This is a genomic window from Streptomyces hokutonensis, assembly GCF_000376565.1.
Classification (GTDB): domain Bacteria; phylum Actinomycetota; class Actinomycetes; order Streptomycetales; family Streptomycetaceae; genus Streptomyces; species Streptomyces hokutonensis.
The window spans coordinates 1-26,677 of the sequence record NZ_BARG01000126.1 but is presented as its reverse complement, the minus strand read 5'-3'; the positions used below and the strand labels follow the sequence as shown (position 1 = coordinate 26,677).

Below are 26,677 nucleotides of genomic sequence, written 5' to 3'. Positions count from 1 at the left end.
ACGAGCAGACCGGCGCCGCTGCCAGCACGCCGGCCGACCGTTCCGGACCGGCCGAGCCGCCGTCACCGTAAGAGACACGACAAAATCCGGTCCCGCAGTGTAAGAGGGCCGTCAGGGGCCCGCGCGTCGGGACCGGGGCGGCCTACGGTCGGCCTCATGCGGCACAGCACCCCACCACCGGACCCGACCGGCGACCGCCACTGGCGCGGCGACGCCCGGCTGGCGGCGGGCTGCGCGCTCGGCTTCCTCGGGATGACCCTGCTGGTCGACTGGAACGCCGGAACCCTGACCCTGACCCGTGCGCTGCTGTGGTTCGCCATGTCGGCGGCGCTCTGCGCCGTACTGCTCCCGCACCGCGTCACCGCCGGCCCCGGCTGGCTCACCGTGGACAGCCCGCTGCTGCGCCGCACCGTGCACACGGACGCGCTGACCGTCGTACGGCAGTACGGCGATGTCTCCGCGCGCCTGGTCCTGCGGGACACGTACGGACAGTGGCTCGAACTGGACCCCCGGGTGCTGGTCGCCAACCCCCTTCTCTGGCACGAACTGGACACGGGCATACGGCACTCGATGGAGCGCGGCACACTGCGCCAGGGCACCGATGTCCGGCGTCACCTGGGCCACCTGGTCGACGACGAGACGGCCCGCTCGGTGCTCAGGGCGTCGGGGATTTCCTGACCTTGCGCCGCGTCCGGCGTATCAGGACCTTCCCGAACCCCACCTGCCCGACGATCTCTATCCGCAGGTCCACCGGAGTGTCCAGGTCACCGGGCCCGCGCGTCTTGACCTTGCTGTAGTTGAGCACCAGGTCGTCGGTGCTCACGGCGACGCCCGGCGGGAGCAGCAGCCGTAGCGCGCCCAGGTGCATGTCCAGGTCGATACGGAGCGTGGCCTGGCTGATCACCGCCTGGGTGAAGTCGAGCGTCACATCGCCGAGGCGGGACTGGATCTCCAGCCGGCGCGGCACCACCCAGCCGTCACCGCGGCGCGTCGAGCCGCCGTTCTGCTCGATGCGGGCGACGTCCTTCACCTCGACCGGAGTCGCGCCCGCCACCACCGGAAGGTCCGCCGTCAGAACCGCCAGCTCCCCCAGCGTGCGGGCGGACAGCGCGGCCTCGACGCGCTCGTCGAGTTCCTCGGCGGTCAGCCGTCCGTCGCCGGCCGCGCCGGTCAGCACGTCCACGACACGGTCCCGGTCCGCGTGCGAGGCCCGCAACCCGGTCGTGCCCATCAGCTCACCCGACATACCCTCACCCCGATCGACGGACTGACGCTATATCGCGTTATACCCCAGAGCCAACCCCCCGTCCACCGACTTCCGTTTCTCCCCCTAGGGTGGCGCGTATGCAGTCCTACACAATCGGCCAGGCGGCGCGGCTGCTCGGCGTGAGTCCGGACACCGCGCGCCGGTGGGCGGACGCGGGCCGGGTGACGACCCACCGCGACGAGGGCGGCCGACGGCTCATCGACGGGGTCGATCTGGCCGCGTTCTCGGTCGAGTTGGCGAAGGCGGGCGGTGTCGTGGAGGACCCCTCCTACACCTCGGTGCGCAACGCGTTCCCCGGCATCGTCACCGCGATCAAGCTCGGCGACGTCGCCGCCCAGGTCGAGATCCAGGCGGGTCCGCACCGGCTGGTCTCGCTGCTGACCCGGGAGGCGGTCGAGGAACTCGGCCTGGAGGTCGGCATGGAGGCCACCGCCCGCGTGAAGTCGACGAACGTACATATCGACCGCGTGTGAGGCGCGCGGCGGCCCCCGTCGGTCACCGCGTCACTTGTTGACCGAGTAGGAGTGCGCGCCGGTCCCCGCCAACGCGCCCCCGTCCACGATCAGATACTCGTCGCGGATCGGCCGCCCCGCGAAGAACGCCTCCAGGATCTCCCGGGTGCCCGCCGCGTACCGGGCCTGCGCCGACAGCGAGGACCCGGAGATGTGCGGGGTCATCCCGTGGTGCGGCATGGTGCGCCACGGGTGGTCCGCCGGAGCGGGCTGCGGGAACCACACGTCACCGGCGTACCCCGCCAACTGCCCACTGCGCAGCGCCCGGTCGACGGCGTCCCGGTCGACGATCTTCGCCCGCGCGGTGTTGATGAGATACGCGCCGCGCTTCATCTGCGCGAGCAGTTTGTCGCCGAACAGCCCCTCCGTCTCCGGGTGCAGCGGCGCGTTGATGGTGACGACATCGCAGTGCGGCACCATGTCCTCGGCGCTCTCGTGCCAGGTCAGCCCCAACTCCCGCTCGACGTCCTCGGACAGCCGGTACCGGTCGGTGTAGTGCAGCTTCACGTCGAAGGGCGCGAGCCGCCGCAGCACCGCGAGCCCGATCCGCCCGGCGGCGACCGTCCCGACGTGCATGCCTTCGAGGTCGTACGAACGGGCCACGCAGTCCGCGATGTTCCAGCCGCCGTCGAGCACGACCTGGTAGGACGGCAGGTAGTTGCGCACGAGCGACAGCGTCATCATCACGACGTGTTCGGCGACGCTGATGCTGTTGCAGTACGTCACCTCCGCGACCGTCACGCCGTGCGAGATCGCCGAGTCGAGGTCGACGTGGTCGGAGCCGATGCCGGCGGTGACCGCGAGCTTGAGGTTCTTCGCGGCGGCGATCCGCTCGGGGGTGAGGTACGCGGGCCAGAACGGCTGCGAGATCACGATGTCGGCGTCGACCAGTTCACGGTCGAAGACCGAGCCCTCGCCGTCCTTGTCGGAGGTGACGACCAGGGTGTGCCCGGCGCCCTCCAGGTAGGCGCGCAGCCCGAGTTCACCGGAGACACTGCCGAGGAGCTGCCCCGGGGTGAAGTCGACGGCCTCGGGGGTGGGGGTGGTCTGACCGCCCGGGTAGTGGTCGATCACGGGCAGGTCGTCGCGGGCGTACGAGGTCGGGTATCCGTCGGTCGGGTCGTCGTACAGGACACAGAGAACCTTGGCCATGTCGCGGCTCCTCAACTCCGTTGTCGGAAGGTGCACTTCACGATCCTCGGGGTGAATCGCCCTGGTCAAAGCGAACGTTGCTATGCCGGGATAGACCGCTTCTATCAGCGATCGCTGTCGAGGTAGGTGTGCAGGAGTTCGTCGAGCGCGTCGCGTACGCCTGCCTCCCTCGCCACCTTCAACAGGGCTTCCGCGAGCACCGATTGGGGCTCGGTGCGGGCGACGACCAGTCCGACCCGGGGACCGTGCGCGGGCCCCTTCAGCGGCACCACCCGCATCCCCTCAGGTACGTCGAACATGTGCAGCCAAGCGTGCGAGATCACGCTGGACCAACGCCCGCCGGGCAGCAGCGTGTAGAGCCCGGCGACGCTGTCCGACTCGATCGCCGGGGAGGCCGTCGCCCCCTCGGCGGCGAAACACTCGTCGATGATGCGGCGGTTGCGCATCCTCGAGTTGAGCAGGCAGAGCGGGAGGGTGGCCGCCTGTGCCCAACTGGCCTTGGAAACACCGGCAAGAGGCCCGTCGACCGGCGTGAGGAGCACATACCGCTCCTCGTAGAGCGGGAAGCGGTGGACGTTGCGCAGGCTGTCGTCGTCCAGGTACGTCATCGCCGCGTCCAGCTCGAACTCGGCGAGCCCGTGCAGGATGTCGACGGACGACAGCGACTCCAGGGCGACCCGGGCCCGGGGATGCCGTTCACAGAACGGGGTGGTGAGAAGGGAGGCGGCGGGCAGCGCGGTCGGCACCACACCCAGCCGCAGCGTGCCGGCCAGGCCGCCGCGCAGGGCGGACAACTCCTGGTGCAGGGCGTCCCGTTCGGCCAGGATGCGGTGCGCCCAGGCGAGCACCACCTCGCCCTCCGGGGTCAGCCCCTCGTACCGCCGGCCGCGCCGCACGATCGGCACGTCCAACTCGTGCTCCAGGCGCCGGATCGCGGCCGACAGCGAGGGCTGCGAGACATAGCAGGCCGCCGCGGCGCGCGCGAAGTGCCGCTCACGGGCGAGCGCGACGAGGTACTCCAGCTGACGCAACAGCATCCCTGACCTCCCCTGTGACGTGCAGGCTAGGCGCTGTCCGTCCGGCACAACAGGGCTGCCCACAGGTCGAGTCGGTCGTAGAGGCGGGAGAGGTCGCGCCCGGTGAAGTGCTCGATGCGCCCGATGCGGTAGTGCACGGAGTTGACGTGCAGATGCAGCGCCTCCGCGGTCCGCGCCCAGGAGCCGTCACACGCGAGGAAGGTCTCCAGCGTCTCCAACAGGACGGCGTTGCCCCGCAGTTCACCGAGAACGGTCCGGCTGAAGGCGGTACGGACCTCGGCCGGCACACCGGTGAGCAGTGCGTCGAGCCCGGTGAGCGCCGAGGCGTCGACGAGCGCGGATCCGTGGCGCGCGGTGCCGCGCGCCGAGCTGAGCGCGTAACGCGCCTGCGCCAACGCCCCGTCGAGACCCTTCGCCTCGGCCACGGCCGCCCCGGTACCGCCGTAGAGCGGCACGGCCGCTTCACCACCGGCGACGAGCGACCAGACCTCGCGAAACGCCTCGGCCTCCCCCTGGGTGACGACCGCGAACGCGGTACCGTCCGGCAACCGTCCTACGGCTCCCGCGCCCGGCACCAGACCATCGGCGAGCACGGCGCCACCCGACGCCCACTCACCAACTCCCGCTGTCGCCACGCCGTTCGACGACCGTTCCGCGGCCCCCGCACCCGGAGCGCCGCCCCGCGACCGTCCCACCGCGTCCGCCACAGGCGTACCGCCCCGCGACCGTCCCACAGCTCCCGCGACGGCCGGGCCGTTCGACAATTGCCCAGCCCCAGCCCCAGCCCCAGCGCTCAACCTCGCCGCCGACACCGCCCCCGCAACCCCACCCGCGGCAGCCGAACCCACCCCCGCCACCACATGCGCGACCACCTCCGCCAACGCCCCCTCCGCCAGCCCCGCCCGCTGCGCCCCGGTCTCCGCGACCAGCACGCGGTACGGCCCTTCCTCCGGCAGCCCACAGGACCGTAGCGCCGCCACGACCGAAGGATCCGTACCGGGCACGGCGAGCAGCGCCCCCAACTCGTCCGCCGTCTGGCGCTCTTCGGCCCGCGACCGGACCCGCGCCTCCTGGCAGCGTCCCAGCACCGAGGCCAGCTCGTGCAGCATGCGCGGCGGGGCGTCGTCGGGGTCGGGAAGGCAGAGGTGCCAGCGTTCGTACGGCGAGACCCCGTCGGCGTCGACGGGCAGGGCCTCCGCCAGCAGCGCGGTGGCCTCCCGCGCGGATATCGCGGCCGCACCCGGAGTGGCCGCGACCGTACGCCCGGACGGTGTGAGGACGTACGCGACGGCCCGTTCGAGGTGGGCGAAGGCCGTCGCCACGATCGCCTCCGGGCCCGCACCCTGCGCGGCCATCCGGCTCAGCCGCCCCCGCACGCCGTCCGGCAGCGCGTGCCGACGGCTCAGTTCGCCCCACTTCCCGAGGTACACGGTGTCGGTGATCGCGCGGAACATGATGTGCGCCGGTACGGCGGCCACCGGCAGCCCGTGCCGGACACACGCCTCGACGAGGTCGTCCGGCACCGAGCCGTGCGTCTCCTCCCCGGCGAGCAGCGCGGCGGCCCCCGCTCCGCGCAGCGCGGACACGAACCGCTCGGCCCGCCCGGGCCCGTCCTCGGCCGACCACCAGACCAGCCCGCTGAGCACCACCTCGTCCCGCCGCACGAACCGCGCGGGATCCTCCAGGTCGGTCACGGTCACCCCGCTGATCTCCCGCGCCAGCTGGGCGTCCTCGGCCCACAGCAGACGCAGGCCGAGGGACTCGTCCTGAAGGAGGTGTTCGACGTGCATGGTTCCGGCTCCTCGCATCTCGCATTCGCCAGGTGAACACGAGTGATTGCATGGTAAGTGCAAGACCAATCACCCGAAACGCCTCTTGGTTGATCCTCCAATGCGAAGCCTTGGAACATCGGCGTTTCCGTGCTGTGAACCAGTCGTCCCGGCCCGGCCCGCGTTGCTTCACTGGCGGTCATGGACCTGAACACGGTGGCCGAGATCCTCGACGCCCGGCAGCCGACCCCTTGGCGGCCGGGCGACGCCTGGCTCGGCGGCGGCACCTACCTCTTCTCCGAGCCGCAGCCGCACCTGCGCCGCCTGGTGGACCTGAGCCGCACCGGCTGGACCCCCGTCCAGCACCTCCCGGACGGCTCCCTGGAGATCGCCGCGACCTGCACGATCGCCCAACTCTCCCGCTTCGCGAGGGAGTTGACGACCGAGGCGGCCCCGCTGTTCGAGCAGTGCTGCCGCGCCTTCCTCGCCTCCTTCAAGATCTGGAACATGGCGACGGTCGGCGGCAACCTCTGCAACGCCCTCCCCGCAGGCCCGATGATCTCCCTCACGGCCGCCCTTGACGGCGAGTGCCTGCTCCTGTCCCAGGACGGCGTACACCGCCGGGTCCACGTCACCGACTTCGTGACCGGCGCGGGCCGCAAAGACATGGCCGACGGTGAACTCCTCCGCTCGATCACCGTCCCGGCCCGCGCCCTGACCTGCCGTACGGCCTTCCGCCAGGCCTCCCTCTACGGCCTCGGCCGCTCCGGAGTCCTGGTCATCGGCACCCTGGACCCGCAGGACGGCTCATTCGCGCTGACGATCACCGCCTCGACGGTCCGCCCGTTCCGCCTGTGGTTTCAACTGCCGCCGACCGCCGAGGAGTTGCGCACGGCGATCGCCTCCACCGTCGACGAATGGTTCGACGACATCCACGGGCTGCCGGAATGGCGCGCGCACATGACGTTCCACTACGCGGAGGAGATCCGCCGGGAACTGGAGCTGGGAGAGGCGGCAGCATGAAGATCGACGTCAACGGCCGCTCCTTCGCCGAAGAACCCCGCCCGGGTCAGTGCCTGCGCACCTATCTCCGCGAGCGCGGCTGGTTCGGCGTGAAGAAGGGCTGCGACGCGGGCGACTGCGGCGCCTGCACGGTCCATGTGGACGGCGAGCCCGTGCACAGCTGCCTCTACCCGGCCTTCCGCGCCGACGGCCGTACCGTCACCACGGTCGAGGGCCTGGCCGGCGAGGACGGCGAACTCCACCCGGTCCAGCGGAAGTTCCTCGACGCGCAGGGCTTCCAGTGCGGCTTCTGCACGGCCGGCTTCCTGATGACGACGGCCGCCCTCGACGAGGACCAACTCACCGATCTCCCCCGCGCGTTCAAGGGCAACCTCTGCCGCTGCACCGGCTACCGCGCCATCGAGGACGCGGTACGCGGGGTATGCCACGCCGAAGCACCCGGTGCGGGCGAGGCGGTGGGTCGCAATCTCCCGGCCCCCGCAGGCCCCCAGGTCGTCACCGGCACAGCCCGCTACACCTTCGACATCGACATCCCCGACCTGCTCCACATGAAGCTCCTCCGCTCCCCGCACGCCCACGCCCGCATCACCGCGATCGACACCACGGCAGCCCTCCAAGTCCCGGGCGTGCACGCCGTGTTCACCCACTACGACGCCCCCGAACGCCGCTTCTCCACGGCCCGCCACGAACACCCCACCGAGGACCCCGACGACACCCGCGTCCTCGACGACACCGTCCGCTACGTCGGCCAGCGCGTCGCCGCCGTGGTCGCCGACAGCGAGGCCGCCGCCGAGGAGGGCTGCCGACGCGTCGAGGTGACGTACGAGATCCTGCCCGCGGTCCTCGACCCGGAGGAGGCGATGCGCCCCGGCGCGCCCGTCGTCCACGACAAGGACGCGGCCACGGCCCGCATTTCACGCCCCCAGGACAACGTGGTCGGCGAGGCCCACGGCGAGATCGGCAGCGTGGAGGCAGGCTTCGCGGAGGCCGACGCGATCTACGAAGACACCTACCGCACCCAACGCGTCCAGCACGCGAGCCTGGAGACGCACGGCGCGGTGGCGTGGTTCGACGAGGACAACAGGCTTATGGTACGCACCAGTTCACAGACCCCGTTCCTGACCCGCCGCGCCCTCTGCGCGCTCTACGACCTCCCCGAGGAGCAGGTGCGGGTCATCGCCGGCCGGGTCGGCGGTGGCTTCGGCGGCAAGCAGGAGATGCTCGTCGAGGACATAGTGGCCCTCGCGGTCCTGCACCTGCGCCGCCCGGTGAAACTGGAGTACACCCGAGCCGAGCAGTTCTACGGCGCGACCACCCGCCACCCGTTCACCATCAACGTGAAGGCGGGCGCCCGACGCGACGGCCAACTCACCGCACTGCAACTGCGAGTTGTCTCCAACACAGGTGCCTACGGCAACCACGGCCCCGCCGTCATGTTCCACAGCGTCGGCGAGTCGATGGCCGTCTACCGCGCCCCGCACAAGAAGGTCGACGCCTTCTCCGTCTACACGCACACCGTCCCGGCGGGCGCCTTCCGCGGCTACGGCCTCGGCCAGGTGATGTTCGCCGTGGAGTCGGCCCTCGACGAACTCGCCCGCCAACTGGACCTGGATCCGCTGGAATTCAAGGCCAAGAACATCATCGGCCCCGGCGAGCCGATGCTCTCCCCCGGCGGCGAGGAGGAGGACCTGCACATCGCGAGCTACGGCCTCGACCAGTGCCTCGCGATCGTGCGCCGCGCCCAGGCGGAGCCCATTTCCGAACTCCCCCCAGATGGCTGGCTGGTGGGCGAGGGCACCGCCCTGGCAATGATCGCGACCGGCCCGCCCGGCGGCCACATCGCCGACGCGAAGGCAGGCCTCCTGCCCGACGGCGGCTTCGATCTCGCCGTGGGCACCGCCGAGTTCGGCAACGGCACGACGACCGTCCACCGCCAGATCGCCGCCGGCGAACTCGCCACCACCGTCGACCGGATCACCGTCCGCCAGTCCGACACGGACGTCGTACGCCATGACACGGGCGCCTTCGCCTCCACGGGCACGGTGGTGGCGGGCAAGGCCACGCTGCGCGCATCCCGCGCCCTCGCCGACCAGTTGCTCGACTTCGCCGCCGCCCATCTGCAACTCCCGCGCGCGGACTGCCGGTTGGCGGAGGAGGCCGTACTGCATCCTGGTGGCCGGCTGTCGTTGAAGGAGCTGCACGCGGCCGGTGCGGCGGTCGGGGTCGAGTTCACCGCAGACGGACACTTCGGCGGCACCCCGCGCTCGGTGGCCTTCAACGCGCAGTGGTTCAGGGTCGCCGTGGACCCGGACACGGGTGAGATCCGCATCCTGCGCAGTGTGCACGCGGCCGACGCGGGCAAGGTGATGAACCCGATGCAGTGCCGGGGGCAGGTGGAGGGCGGGGTGGCCCAGGCGCTCGGCGCGACCCTCTTCGAGAACGTCCGCATCGACGGGCAGGGCACGGTGGAGACGGCCGCCTTCCGTCGTTACCGGCTCCCGCAGTACGCGGACGTGCCGCGCACCGAGGTGCACTTCATGGAAACGGCGGACGCCATCGGGCCGTTGGGCGCCAAGTCGATGAGCGAGAGCCCCTTCAACCCGGTCGCGCCCGCCTTCGCCAACGCCCTGCGGGACGCGACGGGCGTCCGCTTCACCGAACTTCCGCTGACCCGCGACCGGGTGTGGCTGGCACTGGCCGACTCGCCGCGCCGTACCCCCCGTCCACCCGTATCGCACTGATCCCACTGATGTGCCGGGCCCCGCAGCGGTCCTGTGGAAGCACCAGTTGCGGCCCGGCACGGTCGAGCGGGGTGTCGTCGATGCTCACAGCGAGCAGAACAGGGGCATGAGCGAAGTCGGGATCGATCTCGGCCCAGGACAGCAGCGCATGGTGCCCGTCCGTACCGCTCACCGCGATGAGGAAGCGCAACCGGTCCTTGCGGCGGACGGGGTCGAAGCCGGGACCGGCCGCGGACAGGACGTCGTAGAGCCGGGGTCCCGCGAAGCGGTGGACCTGGGTGCCGCTGGTGGCGCACTCGAAGCTGACCCGGACCCGGTGCAGCGGCCAGTTCAGCAGGTCCGGCACGGTGAGCCGGGCGGGCCGGGCGAGGTCCCCCGTCAGGTCGAGCTGCGCGAGCGTCACGAGCCATCACCTCCCGGAATGTGGTACCCGGACGGCAGTCCCGTACAAACGCACATGCGCACCCCACAAGGGAATGGCGCAGCTCATGCGATGCGACAGGAGACTTACACCTTGCATATGCGGCAGTATCATCGCGGCACGGCCGTTGCGGCCGGGCAAGGGCGCGACAACCCCTTATCGGCAGAATCAGAGGAGTAGAACCGTGATGACCCGTTCCGCGCGTCGGACCCGCCGGACCCTGCAGGTCGCGGGGGCCGGAGCCGCCGCGCTGCTGGCCCTGAGCGCCTGCTCCTCCAGCGACGACTCGTCCTCCTCGAAGTCCGACACCTCGGCGTCCGCGTCCCCGAAGATGTCCGGCACCGTCACCGTCTTCGCCGCCGCCTCGCTCAAGGAGTCGTTCACGACCCTGGGCAAGGAGTTCGAGACGGCGCACCCCGGCACCAAGGTCACCTTCAACTTCGCGGGCAGCGACACCCTCGCCGCGAGCATCACCAGCGGTGCCCCGGCCGACGTGTTCGCCGCCGCGAGCCCCAAGACCATGGCGATCGTCACGGACAAGGGCGACGGCGTGGGCACACCGGCCACCTTCGTCCGCAACCAGCTGGAGATCGCCACGCTGCCGGGCAACCCCGACAAGGTGACCTCCCTCAAGGACCTCACCAAGTCCTCGCTCAAGGTCGTGCTCTGCGACAAGACGGTGCCGTGCGGCGCGGCGGCCCAAAAGGCGCTCACCGCAAGCAAGTTGAAGCTCACCCCGGTGTCGTACGAGGAGGACGTCAAGTCCGCCCTCAACAAGGTGGTGCTGAAGGAGGCCGACGCGGCGGTCGTCTACAAGACCGACGTGCACGCGGCCGGCAGCAAGGTGGAGGGCGTGGAGTTCCCCGAGTCCGCCGACGCCATCAACGACTACCCGATCGTCCTCCTGAAGAACGCGCCCAACGCCGTCGCCGCCAAGGCGTTCATCGCGCTCGTGCAGTCCGCCGAGGGCCAGAAGGTGCTGTCCGCGGCGGGCTTCCTCAAGCCGTGACCCAGCTCGACACCTCCGACGCCGCGACCGAGACCCTGAAGGGCGGGCCGCGGCGTCGCCGCGTCCGGATGACCGGGCGCGGGGTGCCGCTGCCCCTGCTGGTGCCCGCACTCGTTGGTCTGGCGTTCCTGCTGCTCCCACTGCTCGCCCTGCTGGTACGTGCCCCTTGGCGGTCGCTGCCGTCCCAACTCACCAGCACGGAGGTCTGGCAGGCCCTCCAACTCTCCCTGCTGAGCGCGACCTTGGCGACTGCGGTGTGCCTGGTCCTGGGCGTGCCGCTGGCCTGGCTGCTGGCCCGCACGGAGTTCCCCGGCCGCCGCTTCGTCCGGGCCCTGGTGACGCTCCCGCTGGTCCTGCCCCCGGTGGTGGGCGGTGTGGCGCTGCTCCTCGCCCTCGGCCGCAACGGCGTCGTGGGCCAGTGGCTGGACTCGTGGTTCGGCATCACGCTCCCCTTCACCACGACCGGTGTCGTGGTCGCGGAGGCGTTCGTCGCGATGCCGTTCCTGGTCATCAGCGTCGAGGGCACCCTGCGCGCCGCCGACCCGCGCTACGAGGAGGCCGCCCAGACCCTCGGCGCCTCCCGCTTCACCGCGTTCCGCCGGGTCACACTCCCCCTGATCGCCCCGGGCATCGCGGCCGGATCGGTCCTCGCCTGGGCCCGCGCACTGGGCGAGTTCGGCGCGACGATCACCTTCGCCGGCAACTTCCCCGGCCGCACCCAGACCATGCCCCTCGCGGTCTACCTCGCCCTCCAGAACGACCCGGAGGCGGCGATCGCCCTCAGCCTGGTCCTGCTGGCCGTGTCGATCGCGGTCCTGGCGGGGCTCCGGGACCGCTGGATGACGACCTCATGACCCCACCTGACAAGGGCCTCGACGCCCATCTCGTCGTGGAACGCGGCACGTTCCGCCTCGACGTCGAGCTGACCGCGGCACCGGGAGACGTCGTCGCCCTCCTCGGCCCCAACGGCGCCGGAAAGACAACCGCGTTGCGAGCCCTGGCCGGACTGGTCGGCCTGACGGACGGTCATCTACGGCTGGACGGCGCGGAGTTGGACCGTACTCCCCCGGAGTCGCGCCCGGTGGGTGTCGTCTTCCAGGACTATCTCCTCTTCCCGCACCTCACCGCCCTCGACAACGTCGGCTTCGGCCCCCGCTGCCAGGGCGCGACCAAGGCGGAGTCCCGCGCCATCGCAGCCGAGTGGCTGGAGCGGATGGGCCTCGCCGAGCACTCGGGCGCCAAGCCCCGCAAACTCTCCGGCGGCCAGGCCCAACGCGTAGCCGTGGCAAGGGCGTTGGCGACCCGCCCGCGCCTGCTGCTCCTGGACGAGCCCCTGGCCGCCCTGGACGCCCGCACCCGCCTGGACGTACGCGCCCAACTCCGCCGCCACCTGGCAGAGTTCGAGGCGGTGGCCGTCCTGGTCACCCACGACCCGCTGGACGCCATGGTGTTGGCCGACCGACTGGTGGTGATCGAGCAGGGCAGGATCGTCCAGGAGGGCACCCCCGCCGACATCGCCCGCCACCCGCGCACGGACTACATCGCCCAACTGGTCGGGCTCAACCTCTACAAGGGCAACGCCGACGGCCACACGGTCACCCTCGACACAGGTCCCACGATCACCACCACGGAGGACCTGACCGGCGAGGTCTTCGTAGCGTTCCCACCCAGCGCGGTGACTCTCTTCCGAGACCGCCCGACCGGCGCCAGCGCCCGCAACCTCTGGCACTGCGAGGTAGCGGGCCTGGAAACCCACGGCGACCAGATCCGCGTAGACCTGACCGGCGAACTCCCCCTGGCGGCGGACCTGACGACGCCGGCAGCGGCCGAACTGGATCTGCACCAGGGCGCGTCGGTCTGGGCTGCGGTAAAAGCAACCCAGACTCACTCATATCCCACCTGAGCTACAGCGCCCCGATAGGGGCGCGGGGAACTGCGCGACCAGCCACAACGGGCCCGCAGCCGAAAAACTCAGTCCTCGTACGCATCCAAAGGCGGGCAGGAGCACACCAGATTCCGGTCCCCAAACGCCTGGTCAATCCGCCGCACCGGCGGCCAGTACTTATCAGCAACGGAGACACCGGCCGGGAAGACAGCCTCCTCGCGCGAGTAAGCGTGCCCCCACTCCCCACCAAGCGCGGCAGCGGTGTGCGGCGCGTTCCGCAACGGATTGTCCTCGGCCGGCCACTCCCCCGACCCGACCTTCTCGATCTCCCCACGAATCGCGATCATCGCCTCGCAGAACCGGTCCAGCTCGATGAGGTCCTCGGACTCGGTCGGCTCGATCATCAGCGTGCCGGCCACCGGGAACGACATGGTCGGCGCGTGGAAGCCGTAGTCGATGAGCCGCTTGGCGATGTCGTCGACGGAGACACCGGTCGCCTTGCTGATCGGCCGCAGATCGATGATGCACTCGTGCGCGACGAGCCCGCCGGGCCCGGTGTAGAGCACGGGGTAGTGCGGTTCGAGCCGCTTGGCGATGTAGTTGGCGCTGAGGACCGCCACCTGCGTGGCCCGCTTCAGGCCCTCGCCGCCCATGAGCCGGACGTAGGCCCAAGAGATCGGCAGAATCCCGGCGGAGCCCCACGGCGCAGCGGAGATCGGCCCGACTCCCGTCTCAGGACCGGCGGCAGGCTGAAGCGGATGGTTCGGCAGATACGGCGCGAGGTGCGCGCGCACGCCCACCGGCCCGACGCCCGGACCGCCACCGCCGTGCGGAATGCAGAAGGTCTTGTGCAGATTCAGATGCGAGACATCGCCGCCGAAGTGCCCCGGCTTGGCAAGCCCCACAAGGGCGTTGAGGTTGGCGCCGTCGACGTAGACCTGACCGCCGGCCTCGTGGACCTGCGCGCAGATGTCGGCGACGTGCTCCTCGAACACCCCGTGCGTGGACGGGTAGGTGATCATCAGCACGGAGAGTTCGTCGCGGTACTGCTCGATCTTCGCCCGCAGATCCTCGACGTCGATCTCACCGTCCTCGGCGGTCTTCACGACGACGACCTTCATGCCGGCCATGACGGCGCTCGCGGCATTGGTGCCGTGCGCGGACGACGGGATCAGACACACGGTCCGCTGCTCGTCGCCGTTGGCGCGGTGGTACCCACGCACCGCCAGCAGCCCGGCCAACTCGCCCTGCGAACCGGCGTTGGGCTGCAGCGACACCTTGTCGTACCCGGTGACCTCGGCGAGCCGCTCCTCCAACTCCCGGATGAGCGTGAGGTATCCCTGCGCCTGCTCGGCGGGCGCGAAGGGGTGCAGCTGGCCGAACTCGGGCCAGGTGACCGGCTCCATCTCGGTGGTCGCGTTGAGCTTCATGGTGCAGGAACCCAGCGGGATCATGCCCCGGTCGAGCGCGTAGTCACGGTCGGCGAGCCTGCGCAGGTAGCGCAGCATCGCGGTCTCGGAGCGGTGGTCCCGGAACACGGGGTGCGTGAGGTACGCGTCGTTCCGCAGCAGCGCCTCGGGCAGCGTGTCCTCGGCGGTCGCGTCGAGCGCCTCGATGTCTCCCTCGACCCCGAACGAAGTCCATACGACGGCCAGTTGGGCACGCGTCGTGGTCTCGTCGCAGGCGATGGACACCTGGTCCGCGTCCACGAGGTGGAGGTTGACGCCGTCCTCGCGCGCGGCGGCGACGACCTCGGCGGCCCGGCCGGGCACGCGTGCGGTCAGCGTGTCGAAGTAGCCGCCGTGCACGACCTCGACACCGCCGGCGGCGAGCCCGGCGGCGAGGATCGTGGCGTACCGGTGCGTCCGCTGCGCGATGCCCCTGAGCCCGTCGGGCCCGTGGTAGACCGCGTACATGCCGGCCATGACGGCGAGGAGCACCTGGGCGGTGCAGATGTTGCTGGTGGCCTTCTCGCGGCGGATGTGCTGCTCGCGGGTCTGGAGGGCGAGGCGGTAGGCCTTGTGTCCGTCGGCGTCGACGGAGACGCCCACGAGCCGCCCGGGCAGGCTGCGTGCGAACTTCTCGTGCACGGCCATGTATCCGGCGTGCGGCCCGCCGAAGCCCATCGGCACCCCGAAGCGCTGCGTCGTACCGACCGCGATGTCCGCGCCCAGCTCGCCCGGCGACTTGAGCAGCGTGAGGGCGAGGAGATCGGCGGCGACGGTGACGAGCGCGCCGAGCGCGTGCGCCTGGTCGATCAGCGGCTTGATGTCGCGTACGGCACCGGAGGCGCCCGGGTACTGGACGAGCACGCCGTTGATCTCACGCTCGGCGATCTCGGCCGGGATGCCCTCGCCGAGGTCGGCGACGACGACCTCGACGCCGGCCGGCTCGGCGCGGGTCTCGATCACGGCGATGGTCTGCGGCAGCGTGTCCGCGTCGACCAGGAACAGGCCCTTCTTGTTCTTGCCCATGCGCCGCGACAGCGCCACGGCCTCCGCGGCGGCCGTGCCCTCGTCGAGCAGGGAGGCGCCGGAGGTCGGCAGCCCGGTGAGGTCGGCGACCATGGTCTGGAAGTTCAGCAGGGCTTCGAGCCGCCCCTGGGAGATCTCCGGCTGGTACGGCGTGTAGGCCGTGTACCAGGCCGGGTTCTCCATGACGTTGCGCAGGATCACGGGCGGGGTGAAGGTCCCGTAGTACCCGAGCCCGATCATCGAACCGAGGACCTCGTTGCGGTCCGCGAGGGAACGCAGTTCGGCCAGTACCTCGGCCTCGGTGCGGGCGCCCGGCAGGTCGAGGGAGTCGGCGTTCTTGATCACATCAGGGACCGCGGCGGCCGTGAGCTCGTCGAGCGAGCCGTAGCCGACCTGCGCGAGCATCTTGGCCCGCGCTTCCTGGTCGGGACCGATGTGGCGCTGCTCGAACGGGATGCCCTGTTCGAGCTCGGAGAGCGAAGTGCGAGGGGCGGTCATTAGGGAGGCCTCCTGGTCGGACACGACCTTCGAGGGCACCACGACAGTGGGGTGCCGGACGGCCTCCCCCTCTGTCATCTCAACCTGAGAGCTTCACCGGCAACCCGAAGGTCACCGGCTTTCACCGTCGGTGAGAGCGGGGGCCGTCGCCGACACCCGCCCTGCTTTCCAGAGTGACCTCGTCCGTGCGGTACGTGAGCCTGAGAGATTCCGGGGAGGATTTGCTCCTTCGGCGCCTCCGATGAAGTTTGGAGGACTCTCCCGCACGGGGTCAGCAGCCGCTCGCCAGCCTACCAGCGAGCGGTGAAGCCGAGCTTTCGAGTGGCCACCGGCCCGATTGTGCTCTTTTGTAGAGTTTACGAATGAGTTGCGACCAGGAGGAGGGCCCGTGGAGACCGATATCGATCCGCGCAACCTGATCGGCCGCAAGGCGTTCGACCGCACCGGCGCCAAGATCGGCACGATCGACGAGGTCTACCTCGACGACGCGACCGGTGTACCGGAGTGGGCGGCCATACGCACCGGCCTGTTCTCCAGGGACGCCTTCGTCCCCCTGGAGCCCAGCGAACTGATCGAGGGCACCCTGCACATCCCCTTCGACCGCTCCCTGATCAAGGACGCCCCCGACTTCGGCGTGGGCCGCCATCTCTCCCCCGACCAGGAACTCCAGCTCTACCACCACTACGGCCTCGATGTGGCCCCACCGCCCTCCCTCCCGGACCGCGACTTCGGCAGACTGGCGGGCTCGGACGACACCTGAGCCGAGGCGACGGGAGGGTCGGCGGGTCTTCGATTCTCCGGGAGCGGCGCCACCAACTGCCCTGATTCTGCGGCCAGTTCACCCGCGTCCCGGGTCATCAACGGCAGCGGCTCCGCCAGCTCCAGCTCGGGATCGTCGGTCCGGAAGGTTCGCACGCGCCCGGGCCCGGCATCCTCCGGCGTTTCGAACCGCACGGTGACCCGGCCAAGACCGCTGCCCTGCACCCACCCGTGCCCGAACCCGGAGTGGCGCACATCGTGGCCCGCGGGCCAGCGCCGCTCCACGGGCGCAGTCTGCTCCCCGCCCTCTTCTTCCTGCGCGTGCTCCTCCTCAAGAAGGTCGACCTGCTCCCCCGCCGCCTGCGCGAACAGGTCCTCCTGCGTGTAGTCGGCGAGCCCGGAAACGCCCACCCCGAGCAGCCGCACCCCGCCCGTGGTGTCCACGGAGTCCAGCAATCGCGCCGCGGCCTCCCGCACCACCCCCGGATCGTCGGTGGGCCCGCGCAGCGTCTCGGACCGCGTCAGCGTCGAGAAGTCGTAGCGCCGCACCTTGAGCACGATCGTCCGCCCCGACAGCCCGGCGCCCCGCAGCCGCCGTACACACCGGTCGGCGAGGCGCTGCACCTCCAGGCCCACCCGGATCCGGTCGTGGATGTCCACGTCGTAGGTGTCCTCGACGGAGACCGACTTGGTCTCCCGCTCGGCCACCACGGGCCGCTCGTCGTGCGCCAGCGCCATGGCGTACAGCGCGTGCCCGTGCGCCTTGCCGACCAGGCGTACGAGCTCGTCCTCGCCCGCCTCGGCGATCTCGTCGACCGTGGTGATCCCGGCCCGCCGCAGATGGTCGCCCGTCGCCGGTCCGACCCCCGGCAGTGCGCGCACCGACAACGGTCCGAGCAGTGCCCGCTCGCTCCCCGGCTCGATCAGCACCAGTCCGTCGGGCTTGGCGCGCTCGGAGGCGATCTTCGCGAGCATCTTGGAGGCGGCGAGGCCGACCGACCCGGTGAGCCCCGTGACCGCCCGTATGTCGGTTCGCAGGCGCTCCCCGGCCCGCCGCGCCGACTCGGCGTCCCAGGCCGCCTCGCCGGCCTCCAGGTCCACGAAGGCCTCGTCCAGGCTGAGCGGCTCCACGAGCGGCGACAGCGCCCGCAGCAGCGCCATCACCTGCTCACTGATCGACCGGTAGAACCCGAAGCGCGGCACGAGATACGCGGCGTTCGGAGCGAGTCTGCGTGCCTGGGCCATGGGCATCGCCGAGTTCACCCCGAAGACCCGTGCCTCGTACGAGGCGGTGGCCACCACCCCGCGCGGCCCGAGCCCGCCCACGACGACGGCCTTCCCGCGCAGGCTCGGCTTGGACGCCTGCTCCGCCGAGGCGAAGAAGGCATCCATGTCGAGATGCAGGATCGTGGGCGCGGTTCTCACATCTCCGATGCTGCCCTACGCCACTGACAATGCCCCGCTACGGCTCCTGCCGGGCCCTCAGACGGCCCGGTTGCGCCGCCTGGCCAGCTCGTCGGCGGGGTTGACCCCGAGGAGCGTCTCGCCGGTGTCGACGCGCTCCCCGTGCAGCTGCGACAGGGCGCTCTCCACGTCCCGCCACACCACGCCCACGGCGATCCCGAAGACGCCCTGGCCGCCCTGGAGCAGGGCGTGGACCTCGTCCGGCGAGGTGCACTCGTAGACCGTGGCGCCGTCGCTCATCAGCGTCATGCGCTCCAGGTCACGGAAGTCGCACTCCCGCAGGTGCAGCACGGCGCTGCGGATGTTCTGCAGCGAAACGCCCGTGTCGAGGAACCGCTTGACGATCTTCAGGACGACGACGTCCCGGAAGCTGTAGAGCCGCTGCGTACCCGACCCGTGTGCGGGCCGCACACTGGGCTCGACGAGCCCGGTGCGTGCCCAGTAGTCCAGTTGCCGATAGGTGATGCCTGCCGCCGCACAGGCCGTAGGGCCCCGGTAGCCGATCTGCTCGGACGCCATGGACGTCGCCCCTCCGCTGCTCGGCACGGCAGTGGGTCGATGCGGAGCGTGATCGGCCGCACTGCCATGAAGCGGGTACGGGCCACTGTCCCCGAAACTGCGTTCCGGGGCACCCCCAGCCGTACCGTCGCCGCTGCTTCTCACGCCGACCTCCGTCCTTGACCTGCCTTCTCGACGGTAGGCAGTCACCAGGGGTGCGTCAACGATCGCCACGCTAGGCACGCCGAGTGATAATCACCCTAGGAGTGGTTTCCCGTACCCCACCGCGGGGAAAGGCTAGCCGAATGCGCTCGCGGCGGGCCGCAGGACGCTCTCACACGCCGGTGGCAAATGCCAGCATTTCTCTGCCGGCCCTCGATCTCACTGGCTGTTGGTCCCGAAGTCCTCGGGCGAGATCTGGTCGAGGAACTCGCGGAACTTCTCCACCTCGTCCTCCTGCTCGTCCGGGATCGCGATGCCGGCGTCGTCGAGCACACCGTCACTGCCGTAGATCGGCGTCCCGGTGCGCAGTGCCAGCGCTATGGCGTCGGACGGGCGGGCACTCACCTCGACTCCGCTGGCGAACACCAGCTCGGCGTAGAAGACGCCCTCACGCAGATCCGTGATGCGTACTTCGGTCAGCTCCTGGCCGACGGCCTCCAGCACGTCCTTGAACAGGTCGTGGGTCAGCGGTCGTGCGGGGGCCATGCCCTGCTGCGCGAAGGCGATCGCAGTCGCCTCCCCGGGCCCGATCCAGATGGGGAGGTAGCGGTCGCCTCCCACTTCACGCAGGAGCACGATCGGTTGGTTGGAGGGCATTTCGACCCGGACACCTACGACATCGAGCTCGTTCACACAGCAACCCTAGGCCGTGCCCGGGACGTTTGGGTAGTCGGGCCGGGATCGGGTGACCGATCAGCGGCCGTAATCCCGCCCGGCTCAGGGCAGGCGCACGCCGAGCGCGGTCTGCACCAGGGCGGCGTGCAGCTTCACCGTGAGCCCCGCCAGTTCCTTCGTACGGGCCTCCGCGTGGGCCCTGGTCTGCGGATTGCGGTGCCGCTTCAGCGGCGCGACCACCTGGTCGACGAGCCCGGCCTCGCGGTCCGCCGCGGCCTTCATGGCGCGCAGGTGCCGGGGTTCGATCCCGAACCGCCCCAACTCCAGGACGAGCCCGGCCACGGTGACGGCTTCCGCGTCGTACACGCCGTCCGGCAGTGGAGCGATGAGTCCGTACGACTCCCACTCGTCGAGCTCCTGGTCACCAATCCCGGCGGCGGCCAGCAGCTCGGCCCGCCCGATCCGGGCCGCTGTGGGGCCCTCCACGGGCTCCAGGACGACTTCGCCGTCCCGTTGACGGCCTACGGTGGGCAGCGGGGCGGCCTCCCCGCGCTCCATGGCGTCGAGGTGCTCGCGGATCACCTTGAGCGGCAGATAGTGGTCCCGCTGCATCCGCAGGACATGGCCGAGGCGCTCGACGTCGGCGGGGCTGAACTTGCGGTATCCGGAAGGGGTCCGCTGCGGCTCGATGAGCCCCTCCGACTCCAGGAAACGGATCTTGGAGATGGTGACTTCGGGGAACTCGTCGCGCAGCGTGTTCAGCACCGTGCCGATGCTCATCAGCCCGGTGTCCGCGGCGGCGGTACCGTGCCCGGCACCGCCGCTCGGTGTTTGAAGCATGGACCTTCCTGGGGGAATCCCCCGGACACAGTCCGAGGGAGGGTCAGTAACCCCGCTGGCTCGCGTAGAACACCAGCCGGTACTTGCCGATCTGCACCTCGTCACCGTTGGCCAGGGGGACCGAGTCGATGCGCTCGCGGTTGACGTACGTGCCGTTCAGGCTGCCGACGTCGGCGACCGTGAAAGCGCCGTCGGCGCCGCGCCGGAACTCCACATGGCGGCGTGAGACCGTCACGTCGTCCAGGAAGATGTCGCTCTGCGGATGACGGCCGGCCGTGGTCAGCTCGCCGTCCAGCAGGAAGCGGCTGCCCGAGTTCGGACCGCGCCGCACCACCAGGAGCGCCGAGCCCAACGGCAGCGCGTCGACGGCCGCCTGCGCCTCCGGAGAGAGCGTCGGCATCTGCGTCTGGCCGGTCACCTCGGCGTCGTAGGCCTCGAGACCGGAGATGGAGATCGTGGACGTCGTCTCGGACGCACGCTCCGGGGTCACACCGGGGCGCAGTGGCGCACCGCAGTTGGAACAGAAGCGGCTGTTCTCCGCGTTGCGGTTACCGCACCTCGTACACACCAGGGCCGACATAGGGGAAAACCCTCCACCCGTACTTGAGGTTGACGGTTGCCCGAAACCTATGTCGCCGGACTGCGCAGGGTCAACCGACGGCGCGCCCTGACCAGCGACCTGGTCACGGAACAGTGGACGCTGGCCCTCCGCGTCCGGTTGTGCGCGATGGCGAGCGGTCTGATTGTCGCTGCTCTCTTTCGCACTCTTGCCGAACAACTTCGCAAACAACTTCACGGGCGATTCCCCTTGACCGAAACAGACCCGCCCGTGGGGCAGGACGAACCCTGATTGAACACACCGGTCGACCCGGACATCCTCACAACGTCCGTATCCACCAGACAGTTTCCACCACGCACCACCCAATCGGTGCGTCGACCCCCCGCAACCTCATGCCCTCGCCGGACGGTCCCCATGCACCCCCGGTTCACCGGGAGGACGACCGAGCGTAGTCAGGCTGCTTCGCGGCCCGCAAGGCATCCACAACGATCTTGCTCGACCGCCCGACGGTGACGGTGGCCTGCTCCTTCTCGAGAGTCTGCACCACGCCTCCGGGGATGTTGAGCGCCGGTTCGAGATCCTGCGGCTTGCCGATGACCTTGAAACGATAGGGGGCGTTGATCTTGTTCCCGTCGACACTCACGCTCTTGTCGGAGTCCGTCAGATAGGTGCCGGCCACCACACGTACGCCGTTCACCTGGATCGCCTCCGCGCCGGCCGCGCGCAACTCCTGGACCGCATCGAGCAACATGTCCGCCTCGACCGTTCCCTTCGTGTCGTCGATGGTCATCGTGATGCCGGGTCCCTGCGCGGCCACGGTGCCCGCCAAAATGCCGAGTTGCTTCTCCTTCTCGGCCGTCTGTTTGCGGGCCTCCTCGGCCTGGTCGGAGCTGTTCTCCAGCTCGTCGCGCTGTTTCTGCAGACCCTGCTTCTCGTCCTCAAGACGCTGAGTACGGTCGTCCAGTTCATCGAGAATGCGCACAAGATCTTCCTGCCGGGCCCCGCGCAGCGCGCTGTCACTGTTGCTGTTCGAGGCGACCTGCACGGCCAGCCCGAAGCCGAGGCCGAACAGCAGCACGGCGACGATGAGTTGGGCCCTGCTGGCGCGCGGCGGCCACAGCCCCTGCACCAGCCGCTGCCGGCCCGTGACGGTGGGAGCGGGCGTCTCCTCGGCGACCGGCGCCTCCGCAGATGCAGACGCCGGTACCTCTTCGGGCAGTTCCCTGCGCAGCCTGTTCTCCGGCTGCTCGTCCTCGTTGCTCATCGACGTCACGCCCGGAAGACGTGCCGGCGAATGGCCGCGGCGTTGGAGAAGATCCGGATCCCGAGAACGACCACGACACCCGTGGACAGCTGGGCACCGACGCCCAACTTGTCGCCCAGGAACACGATCAGGGCGGCCACGACCACGTTCGACAGGAACGACACCACGAAGACCTTGTCGTCGAAGATGCCGTCGAGCATCGCCCGCAGACCACCGAAGACGGCGTCGAGCGCCGCGACGACGGCGATCGGCAGATAGGGCTCGACAACCACCGGCACCTCAGGCCGGACCAGGATTCCGGCCACCACTCCCACGATGAGGCCCAGTACGGCGATCACGATGTGCCCTTCTCAGTTCTCGGCTGTGCTGTTCGTACGATCACACTCGGCGCGGCGGGCAGCCGGAGATCGCTCTCCACGGCGATGGTCGCCCTGATGCCGTAGTTGTCTTCCAGAGCGTTCAGATAGAGCCCGTCGGCGCCGTTCTGGAACCGCGTACTCAGACGCTTCCCGTCCCCCACCGCGAGCACCGTATAGGGCGGCACCAGTGGCCTGTTGTCGACCAGTATCGCGTCGCCCGCGGCCCTGATCGCGGACAGCGCCGTCAGCCGCTGCCCGTTGACGGAGACGGCCTCGGCGCCCGCCGCCCACAGTCCGTTGACCACCCGCTGCATGTCGCGGTCGCGCACCCGCCCGGTGTCGGAGAAGTCCGCGGTCTCACGCGGGTCGTCGCCCCCGCCGCTGCTGGCTTCCTTGGCGTCGTCGACGACGAGCTTCACGCCGGGGCCGTGCACCGCGGTGGCGCCGGACAGCATGCTCACCAGGTCCGCCTGGCCGCTGCCGCCGCTCGTCTTCAACGCCGCCCGCTGCCGCGCGCTCACGTCGTCCCGGAGCGTGTCGACGTTGTCTTCCAGCTTGTCCGCCGACTTGGTCTCTTTGTCGATACGGTCGATCAGTTCCTGGCGCTCCTTGGCCACCACGGGGGCGGCCACCCGCGCCTGCGCCGCTCCCAGGGTCACGACGAGGGCCGCCAGCACCAGGCCGGCGGCGAGGCCGAGCTTCGCCTTGAGGGGCTTCGGCATGCCGCTCGCGCCCGCGGCCTTCTTCCGGGCGGCGGCCTCGGTGTACCCCTCGTCGAGGCTGTGGTCCATGACGTTGGTGAGCAGCGACATGGATGCGTCCGGACGCGCAGGGCGCGTGGGTGTGCTCCGAACGGGGGGCTGCTGCGGCATGCCGCACATCGTCGCACGTGGTGGCCTGTACCTCCGAATGGCCCCACCGGCGTGCCGGACAGGCCCCCTTGGGGAGACATGTCCGACACGCGCGCGTGGTCCGCGTTTTACCGTCCGGCGCTGTCCACGACCGCCGACCACTCGTCCAACAGGGCCTGCGCGGAAGCGTCGTCGGGCCCTTCGGCCCACAGATGGGTGACCGCCTCGGCCGGGTCCGGCAACACCATCACCCAGCGCCCGTCGGTCTCCACGACCCGCACACCGTCCGTCGTATCGACAAAGCGATCACCGGCCGCTTCCACGACCCGGCGCATCACAAGTCCCTTGACGGCCCAGGGAGTCGCGAGATCCCGCTTCAGGACATGCGCCCGCGGAATCCGGGCATCGATCTGGCTCAGCGTGAGTTGAGTCCGCGCCACCAGCCCGATGAGTCGTACGAAGGCGGCTGCACCGTCGAAGACACTGCTGAACTCCGGGATGATGAAACCGGCCTTGCCGTCCCCGCCGAAGATGGTCGTCTCGTCGCGACCGACCCTGGTCAGGTCGTCCGGCGAGGTCGTCGTCCACTCGACCTGGGTCCCGTGATAGGCCGCCACCTGCTCGGCGATCCTCGTGGTGGTCACCGGCAGCGCCACCCGCCCGCTGCGCCGCTCAGCGGCCACCAGGTCGAGCATCACCAGCAGGGCCCGGTCGTCCTCGACGATCCGCCCCTTCTCGTCGACGAGCGACAACCGCTCGCCGACCGGGTCGAACCGCACCCCGAACGCCGCGCGCGCGGAGGCCACGATCTCGCCCAGCCGCACCAGCCCCGACCGCCGCGTGTCCGCGGTCTCCGTAGGCCTGGACTCGTCCAGACCGGGATTGATCGTCAGCGAGTCCACACCGAGCTTGCCGAGCAGGCTGGGCAGCACGAGCCCGGCGCTGCCGTTCGACGCGTCCACCACGACCTTCAGGCCGGAGTCGGCAATTCCGGTCGTGTCGACATTCCGCAGCAAGGATCCGGTGTACGAGTCGAAGACGCTGGCCGGGAAGTGCAGGTCCCCGATCTCACCGGGGAACGCACGCCGGTACTCCTGCCGCGCGAACACCCGGTCCAGCTTGCGCTGACTCCCCTGCGAGAGGTCGGCGCCCTGACTGTCGAAGAACATGATGTCGACGGAGTCCGGCACCCCGGGTGTGGTCCGGATCATGATCCCGCCGGCACTGCCCCGCGCGGTCTGCTGCCGAGCCACGGGCAGCGGTACGTTCTCCAGGTCCCGTACGTCGATGGCGCTGGTCTGCAGGGCGGAGATGACCGCCCGCTTGAGCGCACGGGCGCCTCGGGAGTGGTCGCGGGCCGTGGTGACCGTGGAGCCCTTCTTGAGGGTCGTGGCGTAGGCGCCGGCGAGACGCACCACCAGCTCCGGAGTGATCTCCACGTTCAGGATCCCGGACACACCACGCGCACCGAAGAGGTGCGCCTGCCCTCTGGACTCCCAGATGACCGACGTGTTGACGAAGGCGCCGGCTTCGATCGTCTTGAACGGGTAGACCCGCACATTGCCCTGCACGATCGATTCTTCACCGATCAGGCACTCGTCACCGATGACCGCGCCGTCCTCGATCCGAGCCGCTCGCATGATGTCGGTGTTCTTTCCGACGACACAGCCACGCAGATTGCTGTGCTGGCCGACGTACACGTTGTCGTGCACGACCGCTCTGTGCAGAAAAGCCCCGGTCTTTACGACGACGTTCGAACCGATGACGGTGTGCTCACGGATTTCGGCGCCGGCCTCCACCTTGGCGTAGTCACCGATATAGAGGGGCCCGCGAAGAACCGCGTCGGGATGCACCTCGGCACCCTCGGCCACCCATACGCCCGGCGACAGCTCGAAGCCGTCGATCTCGACGTCGACCTTGCCCTCCAGGACATCGGCCTGCGCCTTCACATAGCTCTCGTGAGTGCCGACGTCCTCCCAGTAGCCCTCGGCGACAAAGCCGTAGACCGGCTTTCCCTCCTTCATCAGCTGCGGGAAGACATCGCCGGACCAGTCGACCGGAACATCGGCCTCGACATAGTCGAAGACCTCGGGCTCCATCACATAGATGCCCGTGTTCACCGTGTCCGAGAAGACCTGCCCCCAGGTCGGCTTCTCAAGGAAACGCTCGACCTTTCCCTCTTCGTCGACGATGGTGATGCCGAATTCCAGCGGATTGGGCACCCGGGTCAGACAGACCGTGACCAGCGCACCCTTTTCCTTGTGGAAATTGATCAGTTCGGTGAGGTCGAAGTCGGTCAGGGCATCACCGGAGATGACGAGGAAGGCATCGTCCTTCAACGCCTCTTCGGCGTTCTTGACGCTTCCGGCGGTACCGAGTGGCTTCTCCTCATTGGCATACGAGAGCTCCATGCCGAGCTCTTCGCCGTCCCCGAAGTAGTTCTTGACCAGTGAGGCCAGGAACTGCACGGTGACTACGGTCTCATTGAGCCCATGCCTTTTGAGCAGCCTCAGCACGTGCTCCATGATCGGTCGATTGACCACGGGCAACAGTGGCTTGGGCATGCTTGAGGTCATGGGGCGAAGGCGTGTGCCTTCGCCTCCGGCCATCACGACGGCCTTCATGTCGGAAGCGTCCTCCTCTGAGAGACGACGGTCTAGCCGACTTCACCAGTCCAGATTGTCCCGCACTTTTGCGCAGCGGGCCATCGAGCGACTGTTACCGCCCCATCGGCAAGGTCAGTCGGCCGTGGCATCCGCACGCAGCAGGCGGCGGACTTGTACCACGTAGAGGACTCCTGCCCACCAGTACAGCGTTGTACCCCATCCGGCGAACGCCCATCCGAAAATCGCTGCGAGTGACGGAAGCCATCCACTTCCGTCACTGAGCAACAGCAACGGGAACGCGTACATCAGGTTGAACGTCGCGGCCTTACCCAGGAAGTTCACCTGCAGCGGCGGATAGCCGTGACGCCTGAGGATGCCCACCACCACCAGGAGAACCAGCTCGCGCGCCAGAAGTACGGCGGTCAACCAGATTGGCAGAATCTCGCGCCAGGTGAGTCCGACGAGAGTCGAGAGGATATAGAGCCGGTCCGCGGCGGGATCAAGAAGCCGGCCAAGGCTGCTGATCTGGTTCCAGCGCCGCGCGAGCTTGCCGTCCAGGTAGTCGCTGATCCCGCTCAGCATCAGCACCAGAAGCGCCCATGTGTCGCTCTTGGGGCCTCCGAACTCGGGCCTGAGGATCAACCACAGGAAGATGGGTACGCCGACGAGGCGCGCCATGCTGAGGATGTTCGGGATGGTGAGCACCCGGTCTGTCTGGACGCGGGTCTCCTGGACCTCCACCCGGGGGCCTCCTGTGGGGAAAACGAGCCAACGATGCTCCCTGACCTTACCCCAACGCAAAAAAGCTCTGGCTCTTGGGCTGCGTGCCCAAGAGCCAGAGCTCTAAAAGGA

24 protein-coding genes and 1 riboswitch are annotated in these 26,677 nt (G+C 69.6%); of the genes, 8 read left to right on the top strand and 16 right to left on the bottom strand.

Going from position 1 to position 26,677, the window contains the following annotated elements:
- Positions 1–156 precede the first annotated feature (156 nt).
- Positions 157–678, top strand: coding sequence for a hypothetical protein (locus tag SSP08S_RS52925; RefSeq protein ID WP_019075755.1), 522 nt, complete (start codon positions 157–159; stop codon positions 676–678).
- On the opposite strand, the gene SSP08S_RS52920 is transcribed toward SSP08S_RS52925, so the two are convergent.
- On the bottom strand, positions 656–1,246 hold the full coding sequence (locus SSP08S_RS52920; RefSeq protein WP_019075754.1) for a DUF1707 SHOCT-like domain-containing protein: 591 nt from the start codon (positions 1,244–1,246) through the stop codon (positions 656–658). The two genes, SSP08S_RS52925 and SSP08S_RS52920, sit on opposite strands and share 23 nt — an antisense overlap.
- 98 nt (positions 1,247–1,344) lie before the next feature.
- Between SSP08S_RS52920 and SSP08S_RS52915 the strand changes: the two genes are divergently transcribed.
- Positions 1,345–1,740 carry a TOBE domain-containing protein gene (locus SSP08S_RS52915; RefSeq protein WP_019075753.1) on the top strand — a complete coding sequence of 132 codons (396 nt, stop codon included), beginning with the start codon at positions 1,345–1,347 and terminating at the stop codon, positions 1,738–1,740.
- Between the two features lie 30 nt (positions 1,741–1,770).
- Here the strand turns inward: SSP08S_RS52915 and SSP08S_RS52910 are convergent, their stop codons facing one another.
- From SSP08S_RS52910 to SSP08S_RS52900, 3 genes are all read right to left on the bottom strand, one after another.
- Entirely contained in the window at positions 1,771–2,931 is a 1,161-nt protein-coding gene (locus tag SSP08S_RS52910; RefSeq protein WP_019075752.1) for an NAD-dependent formate dehydrogenase, read from the bottom strand.
- Positions 2,932–3,035: 104 nt separating this feature from the next.
- On the bottom strand, positions 3,036–3,968 hold the full coding sequence (locus tag SSP08S_RS52905; RefSeq protein WP_019075751.1) for a LysR family transcriptional regulator: 933 nt from the start codon (positions 3,966–3,968) through the stop codon (positions 3,036–3,038).
- A 26-nt stretch (positions 3,969–3,994) separates the two neighbouring features.
- Positions 3,995–5,758: a helix-turn-helix domain-containing protein gene (locus tag SSP08S_RS52900; RefSeq protein ID WP_019075750.1), complete on the bottom strand. Its 1,764-nt coding sequence runs from the start codon at positions 5,756–5,758 to the stop codon at positions 3,995–3,997.
- A gap of 180 nt (positions 5,759–5,938) precedes the next feature.
- Between SSP08S_RS52900 and SSP08S_RS52895 the strand changes: the two genes are divergently transcribed.
- Both SSP08S_RS52895 and SSP08S_RS52890 read left to right on the top strand, forming a co-directional pair.
- Positions 5,939–6,760 carry an FAD binding domain-containing protein gene (locus tag SSP08S_RS52895; RefSeq protein WP_019075749.1) on the top strand — a complete coding sequence of 274 codons (822 nt, stop codon included), beginning with the start codon at positions 5,939–5,941 and terminating at the stop codon, positions 6,758–6,760.
- The gene (locus SSP08S_RS52890) at positions 6,757–9,501 is read left to right on the top strand and encodes a molybdopterin-dependent oxidoreductase (RefSeq protein WP_019075748.1); all 2,745 of its coding nucleotides are present in this window, start codon (positions 6,757–6,759) and stop codon (positions 9,499–9,501) included. The genes SSP08S_RS52895 and SSP08S_RS52890 overlap by 4 nt, the downstream gene beginning before the upstream one ends.
- Here SSP08S_RS52890 and SSP08S_RS52885 read toward each other — a convergent pair.
- A complete protein-coding gene (locus SSP08S_RS52885) occupies positions 9,413–9,904 on the bottom strand; it encodes a molybdopterin-dependent oxidoreductase (protein ID WP_026179593.1) in 492 nt (163 codons plus the stop codon). The two genes, SSP08S_RS52890 and SSP08S_RS52885, sit on opposite strands and share 89 nt — an antisense overlap.
- A 205-nt stretch (positions 9,905–10,109) precedes the next feature.
- Between SSP08S_RS52885 and modA the strand changes: the two genes are divergently transcribed.
- The 3 genes from modA to SSP08S_RS52870 are packed head-to-tail and all read left to right on the top strand — an operon-like array spanning position 10,110 to position 12,834.
- Positions 10,110–10,931 carry a molybdate ABC transporter substrate-binding protein gene (gene modA, locus SSP08S_RS52880; protein ID WP_019075747.1) on the top strand — a complete coding sequence of 274 codons (822 nt, stop codon included), beginning with the start codon at positions 10,110–10,112 and terminating at the stop codon, positions 10,929–10,931.
- Positions 10,928–11,785, top strand: a complete 858-nt coding sequence (locus SSP08S_RS52875) for an ABC transporter permease (protein WP_019075746.1) — start codon at positions 10,928–10,930, stop codon at positions 11,783–11,785. The genes modA and SSP08S_RS52875 overlap by 4 nt, the downstream gene beginning before the upstream one ends.
- On the top strand, positions 11,782–12,834 hold the full coding sequence (locus SSP08S_RS52870) for an ABC transporter ATP-binding protein (RefSeq protein ID WP_019075745.1): 1,053 nt from the start codon (positions 11,782–11,784) through the stop codon (positions 12,832–12,834). The genes SSP08S_RS52875 and SSP08S_RS52870 overlap by 4 nt, the downstream gene beginning before the upstream one ends.
- Before the next feature lie 68 nt (positions 12,835–12,902).
- On the opposite strand, the gene gcvP is transcribed toward SSP08S_RS52870, so the two are convergent.
- Complete coding sequence (gene gcvP / locus SSP08S_RS52865; RefSeq protein ID WP_019075744.1) at positions 12,903–15,788, bottom strand: aminomethyl-transferring glycine dehydrogenase; 2,886 nt, start codon at positions 15,786–15,788, stop codon at positions 12,903–12,905.
- A gap of 178 nt (positions 15,789–15,966) precedes the next feature.
- A riboswitch (glycine riboswitch) is annotated at positions 15,967–16,062 on the bottom strand.
- Positions 16,063–16,176: 114 nt separating this feature from the next.
- Here gcvP and SSP08S_RS52860 point away from each other — a divergent pair.
- Entirely contained in the window at positions 16,177–16,548 is a 372-nt protein-coding gene (locus SSP08S_RS52860; protein WP_019075743.1) for a PRC-barrel domain-containing protein, read from the top strand.
- Here the strand turns inward: SSP08S_RS52860 and SSP08S_RS52855 are convergent.
- The 10 genes from SSP08S_RS52855 to clsA form a co-directional block, all read right to left on the bottom strand.
- Positions 16,470–17,972: a DNA polymerase IV gene (locus tag SSP08S_RS52855; RefSeq protein ID WP_019075742.1), complete on the bottom strand. Its 1,503-nt coding sequence runs from the start codon at positions 17,970–17,972 to the stop codon at positions 16,470–16,472. The genes SSP08S_RS52860 and SSP08S_RS52855 overlap by 79 nt on opposite strands.
- 57 nt (positions 17,973–18,029) lie before the next feature.
- Positions 18,030–18,674 (bottom strand): MerR family transcriptional regulator, encoded by a 645-nt coding sequence (locus tag SSP08S_RS52850; RefSeq protein WP_078532896.1) that lies wholly within the window; start codon positions 18,672–18,674, stop codon positions 18,030–18,032.
- 216 nt (positions 18,675–18,890) lie between these two features.
- A complete protein-coding gene (locus SSP08S_RS52845; protein WP_006123076.1) occupies positions 18,891–19,364 on the bottom strand; it encodes a bifunctional nuclease family protein in 474 nt (157 codons plus the stop codon).
- 84 nt (positions 19,365–19,448) lie between these two features.
- Positions 19,449–20,186, bottom strand: coding sequence for a transcriptional regulator FtsR (gene ftsR, locus SSP08S_RS52840; protein ID WP_019075740.1), 738 nt, complete (start codon positions 20,184–20,186; stop codon positions 19,449–19,451).
- A gap of 43 nt (positions 20,187–20,229) precedes the next feature.
- Positions 20,230–21,111 (bottom strand): zinc-ribbon and FHA domain-containing protein, encoded by an 882-nt coding sequence (locus SSP08S_RS60495; RefSeq protein WP_078532895.1) that lies wholly within the window; start codon positions 21,109–21,111, stop codon positions 20,230–20,232.
- 61 nt (positions 21,112–21,172) lie between these two features.
- Complete coding sequence (locus SSP08S_RS52830; protein ID WP_019075738.1) at positions 21,173–22,009, bottom strand: DUF881 domain-containing protein; 837 nt, start codon at positions 22,007–22,009, stop codon at positions 21,173–21,175.
- A gap of 5 nt (positions 22,010–22,014) precedes the next feature.
- Positions 22,015–22,347: a small basic family protein gene (locus SSP08S_RS52825; RefSeq protein WP_019059351.1), complete on the bottom strand. Its 333-nt coding sequence runs from the start codon at positions 22,345–22,347 to the stop codon at positions 22,015–22,017.
- The gene (locus SSP08S_RS52820) at positions 22,344–23,180 is read right to left on the bottom strand and encodes a DUF881 domain-containing protein (RefSeq protein WP_019075737.1); all 837 of its coding nucleotides are present in this window, start codon (positions 23,178–23,180) and stop codon (positions 22,344–22,346) included. Before SSP08S_RS52820 ends, SSP08S_RS52825 begins: the two co-directional genes overlap by 4 nt.
- A gap of 167 nt (positions 23,181–23,347) precedes the next feature.
- The gene (locus tag SSP08S_RS52815; RefSeq protein WP_019075736.1) at positions 23,348–25,843 is read right to left on the bottom strand and encodes a mannose-1-phosphate guanyltransferase; all 2,496 of its coding nucleotides are present in this window, start codon (positions 25,841–25,843) and stop codon (positions 23,348–23,350) included.
- A 114-nt stretch (positions 25,844–25,957) separates the two neighbouring features.
- Positions 25,958–26,566: a cardiolipin synthase ClsA gene (gene clsA / locus SSP08S_RS52810; protein WP_019075735.1), complete on the bottom strand. Its 609-nt coding sequence runs from the start codon at positions 26,564–26,566 to the stop codon at positions 25,958–25,960.
- Positions 26,567–26,677: the final 111 nt, after the last annotated feature.